The organism is Nocardia sp. CA-129566 (genome assembly GCF_050956075.1).
Classification (GTDB): domain Bacteria; phylum Actinomycetota; class Actinomycetes; order Mycobacteriales; family Mycobacteriaceae; genus Nocardia.
Genome location: NZ_CP192085.1, coordinates 5,641,762 through 5,665,288, shown reverse-complemented (window position 1 = coordinate 5,665,288; position 23,527 = coordinate 5,641,762). Strand labels below are relative to the sequence as shown.

The 23,527-nt window shown below is 66.0% G+C and carries 27 protein-coding genes; 14 read left to right on the top strand and 13 right to left on the bottom strand.

The window, feature by feature from the left end:
• The first annotated feature begins 117 nt into the window (after positions 1-117).
• The 6 genes from ACQP0C_RS24485 (at position 118) to ACQP0C_RS24460 (ending at position 3,336) form a co-directional block, all read left to right on the top strand.
• A complete protein-coding gene (locus ACQP0C_RS24485) occupies positions 118-597 on the top strand; it encodes an RNA polymerase sigma factor (RefSeq protein WP_433723456.1) in 480 nt (159 codons plus the stop codon).
• Positions 597-1,211, top strand: a complete 615-nt coding sequence (locus ACQP0C_RS24480) for a methylated-DNA--[protein]-cysteine S-methyltransferase (protein ID WP_433734643.1) — start codon at positions 597-599, stop codon at positions 1,209-1,211. Before ACQP0C_RS24485 ends, ACQP0C_RS24480 begins: the two co-directional genes overlap by 1 nt.
• A gap of 10 nt (positions 1,212-1,221) precedes the next feature.
• Positions 1,222-1,941: a 2OG-Fe(II) oxygenase gene (locus ACQP0C_RS24475; RefSeq protein WP_433723454.1), complete on the top strand. Its 720-nt coding sequence runs from the start codon at positions 1,222-1,224 to the stop codon at positions 1,939-1,941.
• A gap of 1 nt (position 1,942) precedes the next feature.
• Positions 1,943-2,197, top strand: coding sequence for an Ada metal-binding domain-containing protein (locus ACQP0C_RS24470; protein ID WP_433723452.1), 255 nt, complete (start codon positions 1,943-1,945; stop codon positions 2,195-2,197).
• Between the two features lie 62 nt (positions 2,198-2,259).
• Positions 2,260-2,769: a methylated-DNA--[protein]-cysteine S-methyltransferase gene (locus tag ACQP0C_RS24465; RefSeq protein ID WP_433723450.1), complete on the top strand. Its 510-nt coding sequence runs from the start codon at positions 2,260-2,262 to the stop codon at positions 2,767-2,769.
• Between the two features lie 54 nt (positions 2,770-2,823).
• Positions 2,824-3,336: a mycothiol transferase gene (locus tag ACQP0C_RS24460; RefSeq protein WP_433723448.1), complete on the top strand. Its 513-nt coding sequence runs from the start codon at positions 2,824-2,826 to the stop codon at positions 3,334-3,336.
• Between the two features lie 2 nt (positions 3,337-3,338).
• Here the strand turns inward: ACQP0C_RS24460 and ACQP0C_RS24455 are convergent, their stop codons facing one another.
• Positions 3,339-3,905, bottom strand: a complete 567-nt coding sequence (locus tag ACQP0C_RS24455; RefSeq protein ID WP_433723446.1) for a TetR/AcrR family transcriptional regulator — start codon at positions 3,903-3,905, stop codon at positions 3,339-3,341.
• A gap of 140 nt (positions 3,906-4,045) precedes the next feature.
• Between ACQP0C_RS24455 and ACQP0C_RS24450 the strand changes: the two genes are divergently transcribed.
• From ACQP0C_RS24450 to ACQP0C_RS24440, 3 genes are read left to right on the top strand one after another with little or no spacing between them, the layout of a single operon-like run.
• Positions 4,046-4,333, top strand: coding sequence for an antibiotic biosynthesis monooxygenase (locus ACQP0C_RS24450; RefSeq protein WP_433723444.1), 288 nt, complete (start codon positions 4,046-4,048; stop codon positions 4,331-4,333).
• A 33-nt stretch (positions 4,334-4,366) separates the two neighbouring features.
• Positions 4,367-4,963 (top strand): DUF2867 domain-containing protein, encoded by a 597-nt coding sequence (locus ACQP0C_RS24445; protein ID WP_433723442.1) that lies wholly within the window; start codon positions 4,367-4,369, stop codon positions 4,961-4,963.
• A gap of 30 nt (positions 4,964-4,993) precedes the next feature.
• Positions 4,994-5,167, top strand: coding sequence for a hypothetical protein (locus ACQP0C_RS24440; protein WP_433723440.1), 174 nt, complete (start codon positions 4,994-4,996; stop codon positions 5,165-5,167).
• A 145-nt stretch (positions 5,168-5,312) separates the two neighbouring features.
• On the opposite strand, the gene ACQP0C_RS24435 is transcribed toward ACQP0C_RS24440, so the two are convergent.
• From ACQP0C_RS24435 to ACQP0C_RS24395, 9 genes are all read right to left on the bottom strand, one after another.
• Positions 5,313-5,894 carry a DUF3558 domain-containing protein gene (locus ACQP0C_RS24435; protein ID WP_433723438.1) on the bottom strand — a complete coding sequence of 194 codons (582 nt, stop codon included), beginning with the start codon at positions 5,892-5,894 and terminating at the stop codon, positions 5,313-5,315.
• Positions 5,891-6,298 (bottom strand): hypothetical protein, encoded by a 408-nt coding sequence (locus tag ACQP0C_RS24430; RefSeq protein WP_433723437.1) that lies wholly within the window; start codon positions 6,296-6,298, stop codon positions 5,891-5,893. The genes ACQP0C_RS24435 and ACQP0C_RS24430 overlap by 4 nt, the downstream gene beginning before the upstream one ends.
• 96 nt (positions 6,299-6,394) lie before the next feature.
• Positions 6,395-8,515, bottom strand: a complete 2,121-nt coding sequence (locus tag ACQP0C_RS24425) for an MMPL family transporter (RefSeq protein ID WP_433723435.1) — start codon at positions 8,513-8,515, stop codon at positions 6,395-6,397.
• Positions 8,512-9,720 (bottom strand): peptide synthetase, encoded by a 1,209-nt coding sequence (locus tag ACQP0C_RS24420; RefSeq protein WP_433723433.1) that lies wholly within the window; start codon positions 9,718-9,720, stop codon positions 8,512-8,514. Before ACQP0C_RS24420 ends, ACQP0C_RS24425 begins: the two co-directional genes overlap by 4 nt.
• Positions 9,717-10,763, bottom strand: coding sequence for an NAD-dependent epimerase/dehydratase family protein (locus tag ACQP0C_RS24415; RefSeq protein ID WP_433723431.1), 1,047 nt, complete (start codon positions 10,761-10,763; stop codon positions 9,717-9,719). Before ACQP0C_RS24415 ends, ACQP0C_RS24420 begins: the two co-directional genes overlap by 4 nt.
• On the bottom strand, positions 10,760-11,056 hold the full coding sequence (locus tag ACQP0C_RS24410) for a hypothetical protein (protein WP_433723430.1): 297 nt from the start codon (positions 11,054-11,056) through the stop codon (positions 10,760-10,762). Before ACQP0C_RS24410 ends, ACQP0C_RS24415 begins: the two co-directional genes overlap by 4 nt.
• A complete protein-coding gene (locus ACQP0C_RS24405; RefSeq protein ID WP_433734642.1) occupies positions 11,053-12,720 on the bottom strand; it encodes a fatty acid CoA ligase family protein in 1,668 nt (555 codons plus the stop codon). Before ACQP0C_RS24405 ends, ACQP0C_RS24410 begins: the two co-directional genes overlap by 4 nt.
• 2 nt (positions 12,721-12,722) lie before the next feature.
• Positions 12,723-13,637: a hypothetical protein gene (locus ACQP0C_RS24400; protein ID WP_433723428.1), complete on the bottom strand. Its 915-nt coding sequence runs from the start codon at positions 13,635-13,637 to the stop codon at positions 12,723-12,725.
• 8 nt (positions 13,638-13,645) lie between these two features.
• Positions 13,646-14,695 carry a 3-oxoacyl-ACP synthase III family protein gene (locus ACQP0C_RS24395; protein WP_433723426.1) on the bottom strand — a complete coding sequence of 350 codons (1,050 nt, stop codon included), beginning with the start codon at positions 14,693-14,695 and terminating at the stop codon, positions 13,646-13,648.
• 340 nt (positions 14,696-15,035) lie between these two features.
• On the opposite strand from ACQP0C_RS24395, the gene ACQP0C_RS24390 reads away from it, so the two are divergent.
• On the top strand, positions 15,036-16,529 hold the full coding sequence (locus ACQP0C_RS24390; RefSeq protein ID WP_433723424.1) for a flavin-containing monooxygenase: 1,494 nt from the start codon (positions 15,036-15,038) through the stop codon (positions 16,527-16,529).
• Positions 16,530-16,534: 5 nt separating this feature from the next.
• On the opposite strand, the gene ACQP0C_RS24385 is transcribed toward ACQP0C_RS24390, so the two are convergent.
• Positions 16,535-17,203: a TetR/AcrR family transcriptional regulator gene (locus ACQP0C_RS24385; protein ID WP_433723422.1), complete on the bottom strand. Its 669-nt coding sequence runs from the start codon at positions 17,201-17,203 to the stop codon at positions 16,535-16,537.
• Positions 17,204-17,308: 105 nt separating this feature from the next.
• Here ACQP0C_RS24385 and ACQP0C_RS24380 point away from each other — a divergent pair, with 105 nt between their 5' ends.
• On the top strand, positions 17,309-18,178 hold the full coding sequence (locus tag ACQP0C_RS24380; protein WP_433723420.1) for a metal-dependent hydrolase: 870 nt from the start codon (positions 17,309-17,311) through the stop codon (positions 18,176-18,178).
• Entirely contained in the window at positions 18,175-19,242 is a 1,068-nt protein-coding gene (locus ACQP0C_RS24375) for a PDR/VanB family oxidoreductase (RefSeq protein ID WP_433723418.1), read from the top strand. The genes ACQP0C_RS24380 and ACQP0C_RS24375 overlap by 4 nt, the downstream gene beginning before the upstream one ends.
• A 4-nt stretch (positions 19,243-19,246) precedes the next feature.
• On the opposite strand, the gene ACQP0C_RS24370 is transcribed toward ACQP0C_RS24375, so the two are convergent.
• A complete protein-coding gene (locus ACQP0C_RS24370; RefSeq protein ID WP_433723416.1) occupies positions 19,247-19,939 on the bottom strand; it encodes a TetR/AcrR family transcriptional regulator in 693 nt (230 codons plus the stop codon).
• 162 nt (positions 19,940-20,101) lie between these two features.
• Here ACQP0C_RS24370 and ACQP0C_RS24365 point away from each other — a divergent pair, with 162 nt between their 5' ends.
• Both ACQP0C_RS24365 and ACQP0C_RS24360 read left to right on the top strand, forming a co-directional pair.
• Entirely contained in the window at positions 20,102-21,673 is a 1,572-nt protein-coding gene (locus ACQP0C_RS24365; protein ID WP_433723414.1) for a succinic semialdehyde dehydrogenase, read from the top strand.
• A 39-nt stretch (positions 21,674-21,712) separates the two neighbouring features.
• Entirely contained in the window at positions 21,713-22,543 is an 831-nt protein-coding gene (locus ACQP0C_RS24360) for an SDR family NAD(P)-dependent oxidoreductase (protein WP_433723412.1), read from the top strand.
• A gap of 69 nt (positions 22,544-22,612) precedes the next feature.
• On the opposite strand, the gene ACQP0C_RS24355 is transcribed toward ACQP0C_RS24360, so the two are convergent.
• Positions 22,613-23,419 (bottom strand): putative protein N(5)-glutamine methyltransferase, encoded by an 807-nt coding sequence (locus ACQP0C_RS24355; protein WP_433723410.1) that lies wholly within the window; start codon positions 23,417-23,419, stop codon positions 22,613-22,615.
• Positions 23,420-23,527: the final 108 nt, after the last annotated feature.

Below are 23,527 nucleotides of genomic sequence, written 5' to 3'. Positions count from 1 at the left end.
GATGGTCGCGCCGTGTAGGTGTTTGCGCGGTGAACGAGCATCCGGCTGTCGTAGGGGCACTGGCGGCGCCATGACCTGGGGATCTCACGTTTCGCCGGTCCCTGACGTCTACTCGGCGTGAGATTGCCTCCGTTCGGGGAAGTGGTGGCCGAATACGGCCCGATGGTGCTGCGCGTCTGCCGGGCCGTGCTCGGTCCGACGGATGCGGCCGACGCGTGGTCGGAGACCTTTCTGTCCGCCCTGCGGGCCTATCCCGACCTCGACCCGAACACGAACATCGAGGCATGGCTGGTCACCATCGCGCACCGGCGCGCGATCGATGTGGGACGCGCACTGACCCGCGCGCCCGTCCCCGCCGAAACCCTGCCCGAACGCGCCGCCCCGAACGCCGATCCGGCCGGTTACGACCCCGATCTGTGGGATGCGCTCGCGGCCCTGCCGCCCAAACAGCGGCAAGCGGTGGCCTACCACTACCTGGCCGGACTGCCGCACGCCGAAATCGCGGAGCTACTGGGAAATTCCACCGACGCCGCCCGCCGCGCCGCCGCGGACGGGCTCAAAACCTTACGCAAGCTCTACCCGAAGGATCGAACATGATGGCCACTATCGACCGGGATCCGGACGGCCTCTTCGACGGCCTGAATGCGAACTCCGCCGAGATCCTGACCCACCTGCGACAGCGGCTCGCCGCCGACGCGCAGGCCGCCGGTCTGCTCGACATCGCCTACCGCACGATGGACACCCCCGTTGGCAGCCTGCTGCTCGCGGCCACCCCCGCGGGCCTGGTGCGGGTCGCCTACCCCAATGAGAACCACGACACCGTGCTCGCCACACTCGCCGAGCGGATCAGTCCCCGGCTCCTCGCCGCCCCCGCGCGCCTGGATGCCGTGGCCCGCGAGATCGACGAGTATTTCGCCGGTGCCAGAACACAGTTCGACCTGCCACTGGATCTGCGGTTGACCGTCGGTTTCCGCCGCCAGGTGATCGAGCAGCTGAGCGATATCGGCTACGGCCATCGGGCGAGCTACGCCGATGTCGCCGCGGCCGTTGGCAATCCGCGCGCGGTCCGCGCCGTCGGCTCGGCCTGTGCGCACAATCCGCTGCCGGTGGTGATCCCCTGCCATCGGGTGGTGCGCAGCGACGGTTCGATCGGCCAATACGTCGGTGGTATCGCCGCCAAGAACACCCTGCTGACCCTCGAAGCGGCGTGACGGAGAGCCGATGGAAATCCTTGCCGCACTGGCAGAACGAGTCGACGCCCAACCGTGGCGCGAGCTGCTCGAGGAGATCGACGCCTACGGCTGCGCCCAGACCGGCCCGCTGCTGACCCCGGACGAATGCGCCGAATTCAGCGCGATGTGGGACGATCCGGCCCGTTTCCGATCGACGATCGATATGGCCCGCTACCGATTCGGCCAGGGCACCTACCGCTACTTCGCCGATCCGGTCCCCGAACCGATCATGCGCCTGCGTGCGGCTTTCTACCGCCGCCTGCTACCCATCGCCCGCACCTGGGCCCTCCGGCTCGGCGACCCGACCCCATGGCCCGACGATTTCGAGGACTGGCTCGACGCCTGCCACGCCGCGGGCCAGACCAAGCCGACGCCAATTCTGTTGCGCTACATCGAAGGTGACTGGAACGCCCTGCACCGCGACCTCTATGGCGAACTCGTCTTCCCGCTACAGGTCGTCATCGGCCTGGACCGCCCCGGTATCGACCATACCGGCGGTGAATTCGTCCTGGTCGAACAACGCCCCCGCGCACAATCGAAACCCACCGTCACCATCCTGGAACAGGGCCACGCCCTCATCTTCACCACGCGGGACCGCCCGACTCCGTCCGCCCGCGGCTGGTCGCGCGCACCGATCCGCCACGGCGTCAGCCGAATTCGCAGCGGCTACCGCCACACCCTGGGCCTGGTGCTGCACGACGCCCAATGAGATGTACATCCTGACCGACGCCGATGACCGCCCGTATCCGAGCCCCACCCCGGGCCGATACGGCGGCCATCGGCGTGGCAAACTCTACGGCCGCCTCGACTGCCCCTCCGCCCTGCGCGCCCTCGCCCGCGGCCACTACCGCGCCCATCGCGTCTTCTTCGCAGACGAAGCAACCGCCATCGCCGCCGGCTACCGTCCCTGTGCGGTCTGCCTCCCCGCCGCGTACGCGGCGTGGAAAGCCGACTCCGGCCGGTGATCTCACGTTTCGCCGTCGTGGTGCGTCTACCCGGTGAAAGTTCGACAGCGAGGAGCAACATCATGTCCGAGAACTCCACCGCACGCCTGGTGCACGGCTGGCCCCTTGGCAATCTGCTGATCGAGGCGAACCCGACCGGGGTGTCGCGGGTCGCGTTCACCGATATGCCACCCGCCGAGCCGACCGGTGAAAACTCCACGGCGCGTGAACATCTCGAAGCCGCCGCAGAGCAGATCGACGAATACCTCACCGGTGAACGCCGACAGTTCAGCGTCGCAATGGATTGGCAACCGATGAGCCAATTCGACCGCGAGGTGCTACTGACGCTCGGGGCCACCACGGGTTACGGCCGGACGACCACCTACGGAGCCCTGACCCGGCAACTCGGCCGCACCGCCGCCGACGCCCGAAAAGTCGGTGGTGCGCTCGCGCGCAATCACCTGCTGATCCTGCTCCCGTGCCACCGTGTCCTCGGTGCCGACGGCGCGCTGACCGGCTATGCGGGCGGCCTGCCCGCCAAACGGGCCCTGCTCGACCTCGAATCGGCCGACCTGCTGCTGCCGCTGGGCTGACACGCCCGGACGAATGCGGGAATATCCGCGACCGCGGTGTGATTGCATGGGGTCATGACGAGCGCGGAGTTGTTGGTCGATGCATTCGGGCGGGTCCAGGAGAATGTGCACGGTGCGGTCGCCGGGCTGCGGCAGGACGAGTTGGCGGCGCGGATCGATCCGGACGCCAACTCCATCGCCTGGCTGATCTGGCATCTGACGCGAGTCCAGGATGATCACATCGCCGATGTCGCGGGACTCGAACAGGTATGGACGGCGGCGGGCTGGGCCAAGCGGTTCGAACTGCCCTTCGGTGACGCGGCGACCGGATACGGTCACGGTGAAGTGGAAGTCGCCGAACTCGGCCGGATCTCGGCCGAGCTGCTATTGGGCTATTACGACGCTGTGCACGAGCAGACGATCGACTACGTCTCCGGGCTCACCGATGCCGAACTGCCCCGCATCGTCGACACCCGCTGGAATCCGCCGGTCACGCTGGGCGTTCGGCTGATCAGCGTCGTCGACGACGATATCCAGCATTCCGGCCAGGCGGCGTTCATTCGCGGAGTTCTGCTGCGCCGCAGGTAGTTTCAGTGCTCGTCCAGCGTCCGCCCGAACAGCAGGTCGGCGGCGCGGACGACCACGTCCAGGCGGGTGCGGCCATGGTGATCGGCGGCGAGGAAGTGTTTGCCGACCGCCAGGCAGAAGGCGAGCAGGGCGCGGGCCTCGACTTCGTCCGGATCCGAGCAGATCGCGCCGAACAGCTCGCGCGCGTACTCCATCCGATGGTTGTCCACCCGGCGTAGCCGTTCGGCGACCGCCGTGTCGCGGCGCGCCCAGTCGCGCACGGCGAGGTCGATCGGGAGGCGCTCGTCGGAGAAGGCGAGCAGGCCCGCCCGCCGGATCTTGGTCTGCGGATCGCCGCCCGCACCCTCGACCTGCGCGCGGACCTCATCGGTGCTTTCGCGTTCCCAGGTATCGAGCATTTCCTCGAGCAGGGCGTTGCGGTCGGCGAAGTGTCCGTAGAAGCCGCCCTTGGTGACGCCGAGCGCCTGCGCCAGGCTCTCGACGCGGACAGCGTCCGGACCACCGCTCGACAGCGCCAGTAGACCCTGCTCGATCCAACTGCTTCGTGGGGTGCGGGTGACGGCAACCATATCGTCAGTATCGCCGACGGTGTTGACACCGGCGCAGCGCCGGCTACGATCGAAGTATACGGCACCGTATATTTGAAAGCCGTTGACACATCAGGCAATTGCGAGGGCAATGGCGTCCTCGCCAACGAGAGGGGACCGTGATGACGGTCGGATTCGTCGCCTTCCACTACCCACGACCCGAACATTTCGACGACTTCGTCACGCGCGTGCACGAGGTTGCCGCGGTTCTGCGATCGGTGCCCGGATGCCTGTCCGCGGACTGCTGGGAGAGCACCGACGGTGCGGACGCGGTGGTTTCGACGGGGCAGTGGGAATCCGAGGAAGCCTTCGCGGCATCGTTCGCCGCGGTCGCCGCGGCGGAAGTAGACGTCGCCGTCGACGATCGCGAACACCGTCCACGTCAGATCTTCAAACTCGCCGCCCGGTAGCGCGCGATGGACCAGAGAGATGGAGGCGGAGCAATGCGGCTCCCGGAATCCGCGCACACCTCCCGGCCGTGGCGAATCCACGACATCGCACCCGACTTCCGGGTCGAGGATGTGTGGGCACTGCCGACGCCGGGCGGTCCCGACGATTTCCCGCGACTGGTGCGGCAGATGACCTCGGGCAACGATTCGAGTGAATTCTCTGTCATGTACCGCGCACTCTTCGCGATCCGCTGGAAGCTCGGCGCGCTACTCGGCTGGGATAGAGCCGATGGCGGGATCGGCGCGCGGGTGCCGTCGCTGCATGATCGGCTCCCCGCGGACCTGCGCGACGCGCCACCCGGACCGGTCGTCGAAGGTGCGCCGTTCCGCTCGGTTTATCGCACCGACACCGAATGGGCGGCCGAGATCGCCAACCGGACCATGCACGGGGTGATGCATATCGGCTGGGTACCGGACGAAACCGGCGGTTACCACGGCCAGATGGCCGTGCTGGTGAAACCCAATGGCGTCTTCGGGAAGCTCTATATGGCAGGGATCCTGCCGTTCCGGCACCTGCTGGTGTACCCGGCGCTGATGCGTGGCATCGCACGCCGATGGCAGGCGCAGACCGGCGATTCGGTTGCGGGATAGCCGGATTCGACCGGATTGGACGCTCTCCGGGTGCGGACTGGTCGAGAACTGGATCCGGCTGTGCCGCAGGCGATCTCGGTACTGGGTGGATGCCCGGGCTGCGTATTGCGCATCAGAACCCAGGGTTCGGCCGCGCGCCGCATCGAGGACGGTGTACTCGCCGGGTGTGGCCATGCGGCACCCCAATGGGGACCGTTCTTCTGACTCGCGACAAGATTCCGAAAAGACTACAGCGGCAGCGGGATTCGACTTCCTTCGCCGCCCGCGAACGCGAATATCTCGCCGGACAGGGCGACGTGGCCTGGCCGGACAGGGCGACGCGGCGCGATAGCCGGGCACTCGCACATCGTCAGCTGCCTTGCGGGATAAGGGGTGCGACGGCTTCCGCGATTTCGGTGACGCTGTCGCAGGGAGACAGCTTGCGGGGGTGCAGACCACGGGGGTCGTCCACCAGGATGTAGAGGGAGCCGGATTTCATATCGATATTGACGGTGCAGCCGCCGGGCACGTCCGGGCGTGCTTCGTAGCGTAAGGCTCTGCGGCCGCCGATGGTGAGTTCGGTTGCGGTGGGGAACTTTTCGCGAACTTGGTCGAGGGTTCCATTGGTTGTTTGGACACCGAACGTATAGCGCGCCTGCGCCAGGTAGGTGCAACCCTTCCAAGTGAACGCCCCAGTGGTGGTCTGCTTGTGTTCGGGAGCTCGGGCGTCCCATTGGTGTTCAGTCAGGAATTGCGGAGTCAACGCGGTACAGGGATCGAACGCGGTAGTGGCGGTACCGGAGGTAGCGGCGGCCGACGTCGAGGCGGCCGGGGTGATGCTCTGTGGGGTGGGTGATCCTTTGTCGCTGGTGCATCCGGTGAGCAGAGCTAGCGCGGCGGCCGCCACCGTCGCACCGACCAGCCTCCGCTTGTCCGGCGATGGGTTGTTCATACGCGGATCTCGCGCAGCTGACGGGCGAACTCGGCGTCGGTCTGCTCATAGACATCGCGAATGGTCTTGAACAGGCTCTGGATCTGCGTGGCGACCGAAATGTAGTTGCCGATTGTGTCGTAGGCATTGTTCGGGCCGCCGAAGGCCTTCTCCCGGAACAACTTCACCAGCTCGATGGCGGAGGTGAGCCGGGGGTTGTTCTCGCCGAGACCCCAGGTTTCCTTTTCGCCGAGCGACCGGGCGTCATATTGAGCGACCGTCAGCTCGTCGATCAAATGCTGACAAGCCGTATCAATATCAACGAACGCCTGCGGTTCCATCCGCACCTTCAGCGCCCCGGTCTTCGCATCCTCGACATACCCGCCGAACGGACTGTCAACAGCCATAGCGGTCGCCCCTTCCACTGGTCCCGTCTGATCATAGAGACGCACCCGGCGACGAGACGGTTCCATCGAAACATAGATCCGCCGCCCCGGGCGTGTTGCCCGATCGACCGATGCTCACGAAGCCGATGGCGCGCGCTGCTTCTCGACCACCGTGACAACCGCCCGGGCCCGCCGACCGGCACCGGGCAGCCACCAATTCGCCCGCCCCATCAGCTTGACCAATGCGGGTACCAACAGCATTCGCACGAGCGTCGCGTCGATGATGAGGGCGATGATCATGCCGATGCCGAGGAATCGCATCGGCGTCAGCGGTGACAGCGTGAACGCGCCCGTCACGAGTACGAGGAGGGTGGCGGCGGCGGTGATCACCCGTGCGGTCCGCACCGTGCCGATGCGCACCGACCATGCGGTGTCGGCCCCGGCATTGTGGGCCTCGACCATGCGCGAGAGCAGGAAAACCTCATAGTCGGTGGACAGTCCGAAGACCACCGACACGATAAGCACCACCATGCCAGCGGCCAGTGGCCCCGAGCTGATGCCGAGCGGCCCGGCGAGGTGACCGTCGTAGAAGATCCAGGTCAGAATGCCGAAGGTGGCGGCAAGACTGAGGAATGCCATCGCGACGGCCTTGAGCGGCAATACGATCGAGCGGAATGCCGCCAGCAGCAGCGCCACGGTCGCGGTCACCATGACCAGCACCATCCACGGCATCCGCGACACGATCGAATCAACACTGTCCAGGGTCGCGGCGGTATCGCCGCCGACCTGAAGTGTCGTCGCCGCGGGGGGAACGAGTCCGCGAATCGCCTCGACCGCCGCGGTGGCGGTCGCGCTGCGATCCGGTGCCGTCAGGAACGCGTGCAGCACAACGAAATCTTGGTCGCGCCCGACCTGCAGCACCTGGCGTACTCCGGCCACCGAGCTGATTTCGTGAGTGGCGGATTCGACCGCCGCCACATTGGGCACGGTTGCGTCGATACCGCGCAGTACTGCGGTGATGCCGCTGCTGGCGGCGGGAAACTGCGCGGTGAGTTCCTCGACTGTCGTGCGCATCTCATTGCCAGCGGGCAGCGCCCGATGGTCGACATCGCCGAGTTTCAGCCCGAAAAGCGGTGTGGCGAGGGCAAGTAGCAAGGTGGCGACCACCACGGTCACGATCCCAGGCCGTCGCAGCACCGCGTCCACCACACGGCCCCAAAAGCGTTCGGTCCGTTCTTGTATCCCGGCCTGCCCGATGCGGGCACCGAACAGCGCCAGCATCGCGGGCAGCACCGTGAGCGAGAGCGCGGCAGCCAGCGCCACCGCCGCTATCGCGCCGAACCCCAACGACCGCAGCACCGCTTGCGGATAGACGAACGTCCCCGCGAACGCGCAGATCAGCAGCAGTGCGGAGAATGCGACGGTGCGACCGGCGGTGGCGTAGGTCCGTTCGATCGCCGTCGCGATATCGTGCCCGTCGGCGACCTCCTCGCGGAATCGCGTGACCAGGAACAGGCCGTAGTCGATGGCCATTCCGAGGCCGAGCAGTGAGGCGATATTCACTGCGAACGTACTCACCTCGGTGAATTCGGTGCATGCCCGGATCGTGCCCATCGCACCGAGTACCGCAAGCAGCCCGACGGCCACCGGCATTGCGGCGGCGATCGCTCCACCGAACAGCAACACCAGGACGAGCAGCGTGATCGGCAGCGAAATCGATTCCGCCACAATGAGATCGTGCTCGGATTGATGGTTGATCGCATCGGCCAGCGCGCTGTATCCGGACAACTGCGTGCGAATACCCGGAACCCGCAGTCCCGCTTCGATGTCCGGGTAGGCGCGCATGCGGGCGTTATCGTCGCCGGCGGTGAACACCACGGCGAGGGCCTGCCGGTTATCGGCGGAGTGCAGCAAGCCCTTGCGCGGCGGCACACTGTTCCAGTACGTCTCGATCGGGCGAGCCAGCAGCGTCGCATCGATCCGGCCGAGCGCCTGCCGCACGCGCGGCCCGATATCGTCGAGTGTCTGCCCGTCCGGCACGGTGTAGAGCGCGACCACATCCGGGTTCTGCGGCCCGAAGTGCTGGCGGACGAGTTGGTCGACCATTGTCGATTCGCTGTGTGGATCGCTGTACCCACCGACGCTGACCCGGTCAGCGGTGCCCGTGCCGAGCAGGCCGAGCAGCAGGACCGCACCGACGACAACGGCCAGCACCGCGCGCGGGTGTGCGCTCACGAAACGTGCGAAGGCCGTCATAGCGTCGCATTCGACAAGTCGCGCTCGAGCGTGGTGGCGATGTAGTCCAGCAGCGCCTCCAAGCGCGCCTCGACGCCTTCACCATTGCGGCACGACACCGTGATATCGGTGGTCCCGCCGTACTCCACGATGCCGAACAGCATCGGCATGATCCCGGTGTGCTGCGGCAGTACCCGCGCCGCGGTTGCGGTGAAACCCGGCCCGCTGAGCTCGTCGAGTTCGAATCTGCCCGTATGCGAGAGGGTGGCCGAGACGATATTCCGGTTCAGCCGCGATCCAACCCAGTTGGCCATCCGCAGCACTGCCCGCACGACGAATGGCGGACAGTGCGAAAGTCCACCGTTGTCCAGCTGATTCAGCTCGCGGTTCTCCTGCAGCCCAATGCGTTTCTCCGCGTTGATGGCCCGCCAATCCTCCCCCGGCTCCACGTCGAGGAACAGCGGCAGCGCGAGGTTGGCGGTGGAGCGGAGGCCCGGTGCGTGCCGCCGCATATCGACCGGAATCAGGAAGCGGGACTTGGCGCCTGCCGCGGTCGCCAAGATGGCGGCCACCCGGGCGACGGTGCCCTTGCCGGTCACGGCGATGGACCGATTGCGGAGCAACCAGGGTGATGCCGCGGGGTCCTGGCGGCCGCATCCGGCCGGGGACGGGAATACCGGAAGGACGAGGGTCGATCGCCCCGGCGCGCCGAGGCGCGCGACGAGGTCGGCATCCGTGGTGGGATCGGTAGCGCCGAGTGGTTGCTCACCGCGCAATGCCCGGAACACATCCATGACCCACATGCGCACGCCCATACCGTCCATCGCGCCGTGGAATACCCGGAATACGATGGTGACCGGATCGCCGGTCAGCAAGAGCACCTCGCAGGTGCGGTCCGGGGTCGGCCCGATCGGGCTGTTGAGGATCGGATCGTTCTCCAGCGCAGGGTAATTCAAGGTGCCGCCAGGCACGATCCGCACCACTGCGGGGGCACCGCTGTCGATCCAGTACTCGCCATCGCGTACCAGCCGGGAACCCGGATCGGCCGCCGACGCGATATTTACGGCTCGTTGCAATTCGGCCGCTCGGATGGGGCCCGTGCCGGTGATGGCGAGTTGCATCAGGAACGGCGGATTCAGCTCGCGCGTCGAGAAGTACAGGCGCTCGGTGGGCGAGATCGGACGACGAAAGACGTTGTCGGTGTGCACTATTGCCTCCGGAGTCATCGCAATGCCTTGGTGAGTTCGACAATGCCGCCCTGTGTTTCGAGCCAGTCCTTGAAGGTCGCGATGCCGGCATCGCGACCGATGACGGGCCGGTAGCCGAAATCGCGTGCCGCCGCGCCGGTGTCATAGGTGGCACTGCGTGTCATCAGCGCCACGACATAACGCGACAGCGGGGGCGACCAGCGCGTCGCGATGGCCGGGATCTGCCAGACCGTTTCGATGACGCGCACCAATGCGTTGACCACGCGCGGATTCGGCTTCCTGGTCGGCGGCCGATAGCCGAGATCCATTGCCACCGCGCCGAGGAACTGCCACACATTGGTCTGCTCGGCATCGGCGATGAAATACGCCTTGCCGCCCACCGCGTCCGAGCCGATCACCTTGACACAGGCGTCGACGATATTGTCGACGTGACACAGCGAGGCGAAAACATCGCGTCCGAACGACAGATCCGGCAGCTTGCCCGCGGCCGTCCGGCCGAGCAGTCGCACGATCGGGCCGGACCGATCGCCCGCACCCCAGATCGCCCGCGGCCGCAGTGCGCAGGTGGTGAATCCCGGTGCGTCCATGGCGAGTACGGCGCGCTCGGCGGCCGCCTTGGTCTCGGAATACAGGTTCAGATAGCGCCGCGGATACGGCACCGATTCGTCGATATCGAGCTGATCGCCGTCGTCGTAGCCCATCAGCGCACTGGGACTGGAGATGAACACGAAACGCGAAGCGCCACCGCGCCGCGCCGATTCCAGCAGTCGCTCGGTGGCCCGAACGTTCTCCTCCCAGAACTGTTCTCGGGTGCCACGCTCGTCGACCCGCGCGGCACTGTGGAATACCACATCGACACCATTGGTGGCCCGTGCCAGCGATAGTCCGTCGGCGAGATCGCCGTAGACCACCTGGACCCGGTCGACGGCCGCGCCGAGGTCGGTCAGATCGCTACTGCGCCGCACCAGGATCGCGACATCGTGTTGGCCATCGCGGACGAGTCGGCGTACGAGCGCACCGCCGAGAAATCCGGAGGCGCCGGTTACCAGCACCTTGCTCATAGCGTGTCCTCCGCTCCGATGTGCTCCCGACCGGTCTGGGTTCGCCACCAGGTCATGCCGAAGATCTGGGTCAGCACGACCGTCTCGACCCTGGACCGCCCCGAACCCTCGGCCGCCCGCAGTGCCGCCGGAATCTGCGCCGCGTGCACCACGACGCTCAGGAATGCGTCGATCCACCAAATGGCGTGCAGGACAGGGCTTTCCGGGATTCGATCCGTTGAGGTCGCGGCGAGGCCACCGGCCAGATAGAGCCAACCCAGGACGGGAATCGCCCGCAGCGCAGTCGACTTCATCGCTTCACTCCGAGTTCTTGGGTTGCCCACACCGACAACTGCTCGCGCCCGATCTTGGCGTTGTGCCGGATATCCACCGGGAATTTCGGGTGCACGAGGAAGTCGGCGATCATGCGGGTGAGCTCCGATTCGGCCGCACGGGCCCGCAGCGCGGCCTCGACGGTCGTCGCATCGGCAACCGAGCGCAACTCCACACATAGGACCGGCCGCTGAGCACCTCGCTCGCCGACTCCGACCAGGGCCGTCCGGGCAACGCCCACAACGGTATTGAAGATCTGCTCGACCTGAACAGTGAACATCGGCCCCTGCGGGGTGAGCACCCGCTGACTCTTGCGCCCGCAGAACCAGATCCGCCCCTGCTCATCGATCCAGGCCAGATCTCCGGTGCGATGCCAGATCACCGCGCCGTCGACAATCTTGCCCTGTGCGTTCGCCTGCTTCGGCCAGTAATAACGTGTGCTGACATTCGGCCCGGCGACGACGAGTTCGCCGATGCCACGCGAGTTCTCGAGTTGGCCAGCGATCGCTTCGGCCCGCTGCCAGGTCGGAATCGGGTCTTCGGTAATGGCGACGATCCTGGCCCGCACCCGGTCGGCAGGCCGCCCGATACAGGTACCGGCCCCGCGATGGGTGCGCTCGATCAAACCATCGAACAATTCCCGTGATTCGATGGTGGACATCGGCAATGCCTCGGTGGAGCCATATCCCGCGTACACCCGGGCATCCTCGGGTAGTACCGCGCGCAGTCCGGCGATACACCAGTCGGGGACCGGAGCGCCGCCGGAATAGATGCTGCTCAACGACTTCAGCTCCGTCGGCTGCTGTTCGAGACGGCGCAACAGCGGGATCAGCACGGCGGGCGAGGCGAACATGGTGCGCACGCCGAACCGCTCGACCGCATCCACGATATCCCCGGGATCGGTCGAACCGACCTGGCTCGGGATCAGCGGCGGCAGCACACACCGCGCACCGAGCAGCAGATCGAGAATGCCGACCAGCGGCAGCGTGATCAGCGAGGTGTCCGGTTCGATATGCCCGCGTGCCGCATGGACCTGTTCGATCATGGCCGCGAGGTTCCCGTGCGTCATCTCGACGGCCTTGGCGGGCCCGGTGCTACCCGTGGTGAATCCGATCACCAGCAGATCGCTGTCCGCGGCGGGTTTGCGAAGGGGTGCGACCCCGGTGGGTGTGGTGCCCCAATCCCGCAGTGCCGCACCGCCCCAGAACCAGCGCCTACCGACGGTGACGGCGGTGTGGACCCGGCGGAAGCTGCGCCGGAACAGCACTCGCAACGCATGCGCCTGCGGTATCCCGATAAATGCCTCGGCATCCACGGCCCGCAAGCACCGCAACATCTTTCGCACGCCCATGCCGGGATCGATGACCACCGGCACCGCGCCGATCTTCAGCAGCCCGAACATCACCGCGTACAGCTCCGGGCCCGGTAGCACCAGCACAATGGTGCGCGTACCGGTCCCGACACCGGATGTGGTCAACCGCTCGGCGATGGTGTCGGACCAGCGGTCGAGCTCCCGGTAGGTGATCGTGCGATAGTCGGGCAGGCCCTCGGGATTGCGCCCGTGCGGGAAGATCACCGCCGCGCGATTCGGTTCCGCGCGCGCGAACGCGCGGAACCGGTCGATGGGCTGCCAGTAGGTCGGCATCGTCACGCGGGCGTCCCCGCCAGCACCGGCAACCGGTAGAGCACGGCCGCGGCCGATGGCCCCGCACCCGCCGCCACGAACAGCACATGGGTGTGCGCCGCGAACGATTCCTCGGTGACCGCCCGGTGATAGGCCAGTGGCAGTGCCGCGGTATGCGGATCGCCTTCGGACAGATCGGCGGTTCGCACCGAATCCGCCTCGATACCAAGGGTTTCCGCGAGCCGAATCGGGAATTCGGTGCTCGGGGTCGAGGCGATGAGCGCGGTGCTCGACAGGTCGGAATGTCCGGCCTCGGCGAGTGCGGCTTGTGCGGCGTCGACGGCGACGTTCAACAGTCGGTCCTCGAAACCCGGTTCGCGGACCACTGTCATCAGGCCGCGTCCGACCGTGCCCATGGTCGCGGTGTCCACGAACGACTCCACGGCGGGCGTACCAGCGCCCCGGGCGATATGTACCCGGCCGAACCCGACGGGTTCCTCGGTGTGCTCCAGCAGCAGCGCGGCACCCGAAGTGGCATAGGGGAATTCGGCATCGGCGGCCGAGCGGGTGAGTGAGGGATGGGTATCGCCGGAGACGATCAGCACGTGCTCGGCGCTGCCGGTCTCCAGGATCGACGTGGCCACCTGGACGGCGTTGAGCACGCCGACCGCGCCGTTCATGAGATCGAAGGAGAAGGTCCGCGGATCGTCCTCGCCGTACTCGAGCCCGATGCCGGCCGCCTTCTGGATCAATGCGGACACGGCCGGTTCGACGGTATTGGAGTCACGGAATATCCCGGCGTTGATGAATACCCCGACCTGGTCGGGACGCACACCAACGCGCTCCAGACTTTCCCGCGCCGCGCGAGCGCTGTGCTCGATGATGCTGTTGGTGTCCTTGGCCCGGCTGGTTCCGGTGGACTTGATGCGCACACCCATGGCTGACCTCAGACCTTCAGGGAGGAGATGGTGGTGGACAGGAAGCCGGTCACGACGCCGGAAGCCGCGGGGATCATCAGCAGTTTGGATCCGGAGGGCAGCTTCTGATCGCTGAGCTGATCGTGCAGCACGATGAAATGCGAAGTGGTCGAGGTGTTTCCGTACTTCTGGAGCACCCGCAGATCCGGCGGCATCGGCACACCGAACTCGCGCTCGCCGATCGCGGCCAGCCAGGGGAGCGCGGCGGCGCCGAACTGGTGGTGAATGATGTAGTCGAACTTCTCGTCGGCGAAGGTCCTGCCGCGCGCCTGCAAGTAGTTGCGCTGGGTGTCGGTCCACAGCACGAACCGATCCTCGTTGTGCATCTTGCGGTTGTCGGTATACAGCGCGACGCCCTGGGTCTTATCGCTCGGCATGCCGAGGCACAGATGCGAATGTTCGGAGGCGGTCATCAATTCGATGTAGTGGATCTTGTCGGCATCGTCGACCGCCCGGTCGAGCACGATCGCGCAACCGGAATCACCGACCGACAGCGAGGCGAATTGCAGATCATATTTCTCGGAAATCTCGTTCACCGCGGTATCGGCAATAGGAGTAATGGCCTCACCGCTCACCACCATGCCATTTCGTACCACGCCCGAACGGATCATCCGATCGAGAATGTAGGTACCGGTCAGCATTCCGGCGCAGGCATTGGAAATATCGAAGGTAATGGCTTTGTCGGCACCGAGTTGGGTGCCGATCGAGGAGGCGAACGACGGCTCCATGTACATCCGGGTGCCGTTCCTGCTGCGCGTGATGGAGGTCGAGATGATCACGTCGAGATCTGCCGCAGCATACTGTGACCTGGAAAGACAGTCCTGCGCCGCCTTGATGGCGAGAGCGAACGAATCCTCGTAGCTGTCCGGTCGGGTGTCGTGGACGCGGCGCTCCCGCACTCCCGTGATCCGTTCGAGATCGAACGACGGGGGTTCGGCGAGCCTGGAGATCAGCTCCTCGGTAGAGACGATATTCGAGGGGAGATACGCGCCGATGGATTCGAACCGAGAATGCGACACTTGCGCTCCTGGAAAACGTTGATGAATACGGTTCCGGATCGTCTCTGATCGTCGGTGCGACCGAACGCTACCGGACGGTAACCAGCAATGGGTATGGACAGTTCGAGTGAATCCTTCTGGGACAGGCGAACTTTCGTGGCTACGCTGGGGTGATGGCACGATCGATGTGAGTGACCTCACTGTGCTTCACGCACTTGAGAACCGGTCGGTTTTGGTCGCCTGTCCAAGGCGTGGGTCAGGGGGCTTGTTCTCGAAGACAAGAGGTCACCGATAGGCTGGAGACGACGTCGGTGCGCATCGACGTCACGCCGCAACCGCCGAATACCGGAGGGTGAGTGCTATGACGACCGCTGGCGAGCACGTCGATGTGCTCATCGTCGGTGCCGGACTGTCCGGGATAGGTGCGGCGTATCACCTGGGGCGGGCATTCCCGCGGCGGACCTACGCGATTCTGGAAAGCCGCGATGCGATCGGCGGAACCTGGGATCTGTTCCGCTATCCGGGAATTCGCTCCGATTCGGATATGTACACCCTGGGCTACCGCTTCCGGCCGTGGCTGGGGGAGATGTCGATCGCCGACGGTGACGACATCCTCGACTATGTGCGTGCCACCGCCGTCGAGAGCGGTATCGAGCGGCATATCCGGTTCCGGCATCGGGTGGTCGGCGCCGAATGGTCAGCGCGGGACAACCGGTGGACGGTGCGCGCCGAACGGACCGATACCGGCGAAACCGTCACGCTCACTGCCGGATTCCTGTTCTGCTGTTCCGGCTACTACCGCTACGACGAGGGCTACACCCCGGAATTCGCGGGCACCGAGCGGTTCGCCGGGCCGATCATCCATCCGCAACACTGGCCGCGCGATCTCGATGTCGCGGGCAAGCGGGTGGTGCTGATCGGCAGCGGCGCAACCGCGGTCACCCTCGGGCCCGCGCTGACCGAGCAGGGTGCGCACGTGACGATGCTGCAACGCTCGCCGAGCTACATCATCTCCGCACCCGCCCGCGACGGTCTCGCCATCAAGGTGCGCAAATTCCTGCCGGCCCGCGTCGCCTACGCGCTGGCGAGAGCCAAGAACGTGGCACTGGCCACCGCGATATACCAACTGAGCCAACGGTATCCGGAATCCATGCGCAAGCGGATCAAGGGCTGGCAGCGGCGCTGGCTGCCCGCGGGCTTCGATATCGACACCCACTTCACTCCGACCTACAACCCTTGGGATCAGCGACTGTGCCTGGCGCCCAACGGAGATTTCTTCCGCGCCATTCGCAAGGGGCGGTTGGATATCGTGACCGATAAGGTGGAGACGTTCACCGAGACCGGTCTGGCTCTCGCCTCCGGCGCCACCCTCGACGCCGATATCGTCATCACCGCAACGGGTTTGAACCTACTCGCCTTCGGCGGCATCGAACTCGCGGTCGACGGCCGGCCGGTGCAGCTTCCGGAGCACATGGCCTATAAGGCGATGATGCTATCCGACGTGCCGAACTTCGCCTACGTCATCGGCTACACCAACGCCTCGTGGACCCTGAAGGCGGATCTGGTGTGCGAGTATGTCGTTCGGCTACTACGCCATATGGACGACAACGGCTACGACCGCTGTACGCCGGTGCGCGATCCGTCCGTCGGCGCGACATCGCTGTTCCTGAATTTCAACCCGGGGTATGTGCAGCGCGCCGCGAGCCAATTCCCGATCCAGGGCACCAAGGCGCCGTGGCGCCTACGGATGAACTACCTACGCGATGTGGTGACGCTGCGCCACGGGCGGATCACCGACAGCGCGATGGTGTTCGAGCGGGCGCGGGATCGGGATCCGGTGTCGACGCAGACGTAGCCGGATCACCGCGTCTGCGGCGCCGTTGACGATCGTGCGGTCGCGATATTGCGCAGCACGCTGGTCGCGTGGTCGTCGAAGCGTTCCCGCGGGATAGCGATGGTGCCATCGAGCCACGGGCGATACATGTACGCCATCGCCCCGAAGATGGCGTTCGAGTTGAGGCTGTTCTCGAACTCGTCCGGCATGGATTGCGCTCCGTCGGCCAATGTGATCGTCAATGCGATGGGGGCGGTGAACAGTTCGATGAGTTCGTTGCCCCGGTCGCCGAGTACCCGCGTGGCCTGCGATTCCACGAACATGATCTGGCCGCGCCGACGGTCCTCCAGCAAATAATCGGTGAACGCCGAAATGGCGTGCCGGAACAGCTGCCGGGGTTCGGTCGGCGCGGTGGCCAGCGCCGCGAGCAGTTGTTCCTGCGCACCGAGGACGACCGTCTCCAGCGCCGCGGTCAACAGTTTGTCGAGATTCGGAAAGCTCTCATAGAAGTACCGCTCGGTTAGTCCGGCTTGTCGGCAAACCCCGCGCATGGAGATATCGGACGCTCCGATCGTGGCCATCAGTTCGATGGCGGCCTCGATGAGCTGTTCGCGGCGCGCGGCGATCCGGTCGGCCGGAGGCGTGCCGCGCCAGCGGCGCATGCCCGGTATCGATCCATCGGAGGCGTCGTTCATGGCTCGATCCTCCCATAGCCGGGAAGTTGACATCATGTGATGTTGACAGCATTTGATGTCGGCAATACATTGACGATCTACGGGACCAGACGTAAGGACCATCAGATGGGCACTACGTACGCCGATCAGGCTCATGCGATCACTGCGCGGGACGTCAGCTTCGACTTCGACTCGGTGCCGATGCATTACATCCCCGGTGAAGTCATGGCCACCCACATCATCAACGTCATGCATCTGGTGCTACCCGAAGGGGAGCGGGCCATGGCGCAGGCGCTGGCCGAGGCGCTGCCCCTGATCGATGATGAGCGTCTGCGGGAAGAGGTCCGCGGCTTCATCGGCCAGGAGACCATGCACGCCGGTTCGCACGAAAAGGCCCGTCACCAATTGGAGCGGCTCGGTCTCGAGGTCGCTCCGATGGTGGATCGCATCGCCTGGTTGATCGACCGGGTGCTCGGCGACCACGGACTCTCGGGCCGGGCGAAGCACGAATGGCTCTGTGAGCGCCTTGCCCTGTTCGCCGGTATGGAGCATTACACCGCCGTCATCGGCGAATGGCTGCTGACCAATGACAAACTGGCGGCGAAGGGGATGCATCCGGCGATGCTGGATCTCATCCGCTGGCACGGTGCGGAGGAGGTCGAACATCGCAGCGTGGTCTACGACGCGTACATGTATCTCGACGGCGGTTACGCCCGCAAGGCCCGCCAGGCGCTGATCGCGAGTTCGGGACTGCTCGCGCTGTTCCTGATGTCGGCCGCCTATCTGTTCCATCGGGACCCGTCGCCGAACAAGGGCAGGTGGTGGCCGCTCCAGGTGGCCAGTGCGTCACTGCGTGGCGTGATACCGAGTTTCACCACCTTCTTCACCGAGATTCCGCGCTATCTGCGGCCGGGATTCCATCCCTCGCAACTCGGTCCGATGGACAACGCACTGCGCTACCTCGCGCAGTCACCGGCAGCACGGGCGAACGCATGACCGCCGTGGAGCAGTTCCGGCCGGGGGCCGGGCTGCGGATGATCGCGTCGGCGGTGGACACCTACAAGCGCGTCTTCACGGAAGGTAAAGCGGCGCAGCTGCTTTCGCGGGCACAGCCGGTGCGCCACACCGGCTATGACTTCGAGCTGGCGGTCATGGGGATCGAGGCCGAGGCCGAGGACGTGGTCAGCCTGACGCTGTGTGATCCGGACGGCGCGGATCTGCCCGCCTGGACGCCGGGTGCCCATATCGATGTGTTCCTGCCCTCGGGTCGGCAGCGGCAGTACTCGCTCAACAGCGATCCCGATGATCGCAGCTGCTACCGAATCGCGGTGCGGTACATAGCCGGTGGCGACGGCGGCTCCCGGGAGATCCACGAGAGTCTGCGGGTCGGTAACCGGCTGCGGGTGCGCGGGCCGCGCAATGCCTTCCCGCTCATCGCCGCGCCGCAATATCTGTTCGTGGCCGGTGGCATCGGGATCACGCCGATCCTGCCGATGGTCACCGCGGCCGAGCGGGCCGGAATACCGTGGCGGCTCATGTATTTCGGGCGCTCGCGGACGCGGATGCCGTTTTTGTACGAGCTGGCCCGTTTCACCGGCGGTGATGTGGTGGTGCGTCCGGACGACGAATTCGGGGCCCCGGATCCGCGCATGATCTTCGAGCAGACACCGACCGGCGCCGCGGTGTACGTCTGTGGGCCACCGGCCTTGGCGGAGGCCGCGCGCAAGGTGCTGCTGCTGCACGATCCGACCGCTTCGCTGCATACCGAGCGGTTCTCGGCGATGCCGGTGCGTGATGGTGCCCCGTTCCGTATTCGGTTGCGCCGCAGTGGGACCGAGGTGGATGTCGCGGCCGACGAGTCCGCGCTGACCGCGATTCGGCGCGCGGTGCCGGGCGTTGCGTATTCCTGCCAGCAGGGCTTCTGTGGGACGTGTCGGGCGAGTGTGCTCTCCGGTGACGTCGAGCACCGGGACCGGGCGCTGCTGCCGAGCGAGCGGGACCGCGCGATGATGACCTGCGTATCGCGTTCTCGCGGTGGCGAACTCGAATTGGATATGTAGGGGCCTACTGCGCCGGGAAGATGGCGGGCAGTGTCATGGCGTATTCGAGGTCGGCGCGGGTGCCGAGCGTGGTCAGCAGCACACGGATCATGGTAAGTCGTGCGGCGGCAACGGTTTCCGCGTCCGGCTCGGTGCCCGGTGCGGTGCCCGCCGAGATGCGATAGACCACGTACTCGCAAACATGTAGCGCCGCATCGAGATCGAGCGGTGAGGGTACCGTGCGGCCGAGTTCGGTGAACGTTTCGCGCACCAGCGCGCGGATATCGTCGAGTGCCCGTTCGCGATAGGCCGATACCGGTGAGGCCGGGTCGTGCAGTTCGGCGAAGAGCGGTCGCAGCATCGCGCCGTGCCCGCGGGCCCAGCCGAGGTAGGCGTCGATGAGCCGGATACCGAGTTCGACCGGCTCGTCGGGGCCGGTCAGTGCCGTGCGGATGCCGTTGACGAGCCCGTCGTTGGAGGCGTCCAGCACGACGTGCAGCGGTTCGGTGGCATTGCCGAAATAGCGGTAGAAGGTCGGCCGGGCCAGTCCGGCCTGTTCGATGATCTGGGCGACGCTGAGCCCGCGCGAGCCGCCGCGGGTGAATACCGCCGCGGTCGCGAGCACGATCCGGGCGCGGACCTCCTCGGCCTGCTCCTGGGTCTGCGGCGGTCGGCCGCGCCGGGCCGCGCCATGGGTTTGGGACGTGTCAGCGGACATGGTGATGCCTCACAACTCGAAGCCTGACCTGTCTGTGTTCCACACCCGACAGCTTGACATGAGGTGTGGCCCGATGATTAATCTAACACCAGTGTTCAGGAAATGGTCGCGCCGTGCGTCCGCGCTCCTGCCGCGTCCACCAGACCCATGAGAGGGCCGACAATGACGACCGCCCGCCAACTGGCCGAACCGACCGCCTTGCCCGCGGCCCTAGTGCAACCCCTGCTCGACCACGCGATTGCGGGCGGTGCGCCCTCGGTCGAGATATTCGCGCCCGCGACCGGACGCAAGATCGCGGATCTGCCGCAGTCCTCGACCGGCGATATCGATGCCGCCTTCGCCACCGCGCGCAGCGCGCAGCGGGAATGGGCTCGGCGCTCGGTTCGCGAGCGGATCGCGGTACTGCGCAAATTCCATGACATCGTGCTCGCCGAACAGGACACGATTCTCGATATCGTGCAGACCGAGACCGGTAAGTCGCGGGCGCACGCCTTCGACGAGGTCGGGGATGTGGCGGTCAATGCCAGGTACTACGCGTCGGTCGCGGAGAAGTTGCTGGCCACCCGCAAGCCGCGGGGTGTGCTGCCGGTGCTGACCCAGGTCGATGTGCGGCATCGGCCCAAGGGTGTGGTCGCGGTGATCTCGCCGTGGAACTATCCGCTCGCCCTGGCCGCTTCCGATGCGTTGCCCGCCTTGGCGGCCGGAAATGCCGTGGTCGCGCGGCCGGATAATCAGACGGCGCTGACCGCGCTGTGGGCGATCGATGCCGCCGAGCGGGCCGGATTGCCGCGCGGACTGTGGCAGGCGGTGCTCGGTCGCGGGTCGGTGATCGGCGGCGAGGTGATCGCGCGGGCCGACTATGTCGACTACACCGGATCCAGCGCGACCGGCCGGACCATCGCGCAGCAGGCCGGGGAGCGGCTGATCGGCTATTCGCTCGAACTCGGTGGCAAGAATCCACTGCTGGTGCTCGCCGATGCGGATGTGTCCAGGGCGGCCAGGATCGCGATCCGGGCCTGCTTCGCCTCGGCGGGGCAGCTGTGTGAGTCGATGGAGCGAATCTATGTGCACGACAAGGTCTATGACCGGTTCGTCAGCGAGTTCGTCGAACATGTGCGGGCGATCGAATTGGGCGGTGGGCTCGATTTCGCCAGTGATATGGGGTCTTTGACATTCCAGCGCCAGTTGGACACGGTCCGTGCGCATGTCGATGATGCGGTGGCCAAGGGGGCGCAGGTGCTGGCGGGCGGCAAGGCCCGCCCCGACCTCGGGCCGTACTTCTACGAGCCGACCGTGCTGGCCGGGGTGCGGCCCGGGATGACGGTGTACCGCGAGGAGACCTTCGGGCCGGTGGTCTCGATCTATCGCGTCGGCAGCGACGATGAGGCGGTCGAGCAGGCCAATGACACCGCCTATGGACTCAATGCGAGCGTCTGGACCAAGGATCTCGATCGAGGTCGCAAGGTGGCCGCGCGCATCAATGCGGGCTCGGTGAATGTGAACGAGGGCTTCATCGCGGCGTGGGGGAGTGTGGACGCGCCCTCGGGCGGGCTCGGCATTTCGGGCACCGGGCGTCGGCACGGTCCCGAGGGCTTGCTGAAGTACATCGACACCCAGACGATCGCCGTGCAGCGGCTACTGCCCATCGCGCCGCCGCCCGGAATGTCGGAGGAACTGTGGGCGAAAACGATGACGCTCTACTTCGGGGTCATGAAGGCGCTTCGCCAGAAGTAATTGCGCCAGTCGCTTTTTCGAGATAGATGAGGATTACGAATGAAACTGGACACGGTAGCGGATAAGAAGGTGCTGGTCACGGGTGCCGCGATGGGACTGGGCAAGCTGTTCGCCGAACGCGCGGTGCGCGAGGGCGCCGCCGCGGTGGTGCTGTGGGACATCAACGAATCCGCGCTCGAGGAGACCGTGGCCGAATTGTCCGGACGCGGTGCGGCCGTTCACCACTACGTGGTCGACGTCGCCTCGCAGGAGTCCATCGCCGAGGCCGCCGCGGCGGTGCGCGGTGCGGTCGGCGATATCGATATCCTCGTCAATAACGCGGGCATCGTGCGCGGCAACAGCTACTTCTGGGAGACCGCCGATCGCGCTGATATCGATAAGACGGTCGCGATCAATTCACTTGCGCCGATGTACATTACGCTTGAGTTCCTGCCCGCGATGGTGCGCGGCACCGGCGAGGCGCGGGTCATGACCATCGCGTCCTCGGCGGGTCTGGTCTCCAATCCGCGCATGAGTGTGTACGCGGCGTCGAAGTGGGCGGCGCTGGGGTGGTCGGATTCGGTGCGCATCGAGCTCGAGCAGGCGGGCCACGACCACGTGAAGGTCACCACGGTCTGTCCGACCTACATCAATACCGGAATGTTCGATGGCGCAAAGGGCTTTCTGTTCACGCCGATCCTGGAGCAGGACGATGTCGTCGATACCTCGTGGCGGGAAATGAAGGCGGGCAATCCGCTGGTGATCCTGCCGTGGACGTCGCGGCTCAACAAGGCGATCTCGGGCCTGCTGCCGATCAAGTTGCGCGATCTGTTTCTGAGTTCGGTTGGCGTGTACCACTCGATGGAGGAATTCACCGGCCGCAAGAAGTAGAACGCGATACTGATCCGGACCGGCTGCACGCGTGTCGAGGGGACCCGGCACAAGGCGGGCCGACTTTGCCTATGGCACGGCGGGCTTGGTGCCGATGACGACGGTGGCGTAGAGCTCGTCCGATTCGGCGATGCGGCCGGTGAAGCCGCATTCGGCGAGGGCGGTGATCGCGTGCGGGGCTTGGGCTTGGCTGGCTTCGACCAGCAAATGACCGCCCGGGGCGAGCCAGGTGCGGGCGGCGTCGATGACGCGACGGAAGGTGTCCAGGCCGTCGGGTCCGCCATCGAGGGCGGTGCGCGGCTCGTAATCGCGTGCCTCGGGCGGCATCTGGGCGATCATTTCCGATGGCACGTACGGGGTGTTCGCGAGCAGGATGTCGATGTGTCCGCGCAGTTCGCGGGGGAGCGGGTCGAACAGGTCGCCCTGGTAGACGGCCGCGCCGATCGGAGTGAGATTGCCGCGAGCGCATTCGACCGCGGCGGGTTCGATATCGGCGGCGGCCAGGCTTATCTGTCGACCCTCGGCCGCGAGGATTTTCGCCAAGGCGAGACCCAATGCACCTGAACCGCAGCACATATCGACCACGACGGGGTGCTCGGCGGGGAGCGTGCGGGCGAGTTCGGCGGCCTCGTCGACGAGGAAGGCGGTGCGTTGGCGCGGTACGAAAACACCCGGGGCGACCGCGACGCGCAAACCGTGGAATTCGGTCCAGCCGAGCAGATATTCCAGCGGTGTTCCGGAAACCCGTTGCGCGACCAGATCCGCCAGATCGGCGCCGGTCTCCGCCGCGGCGGCGGTGAGCAGCCGCGCCTCGTCCTCGGCGAATACACAGCCCGCCGCGCGCAGTTGCGCGACTACGTCTCCGGTCGGTATCACCGGAACATCCTGCCGCGCGGATATTCGATCGGGCGAATCGATTTTCCGCGGAACCGGTCTGAGCTGCACTTTCGTGCCCAGTTCTACTGCGCCGAAAGTGCGAGCTCA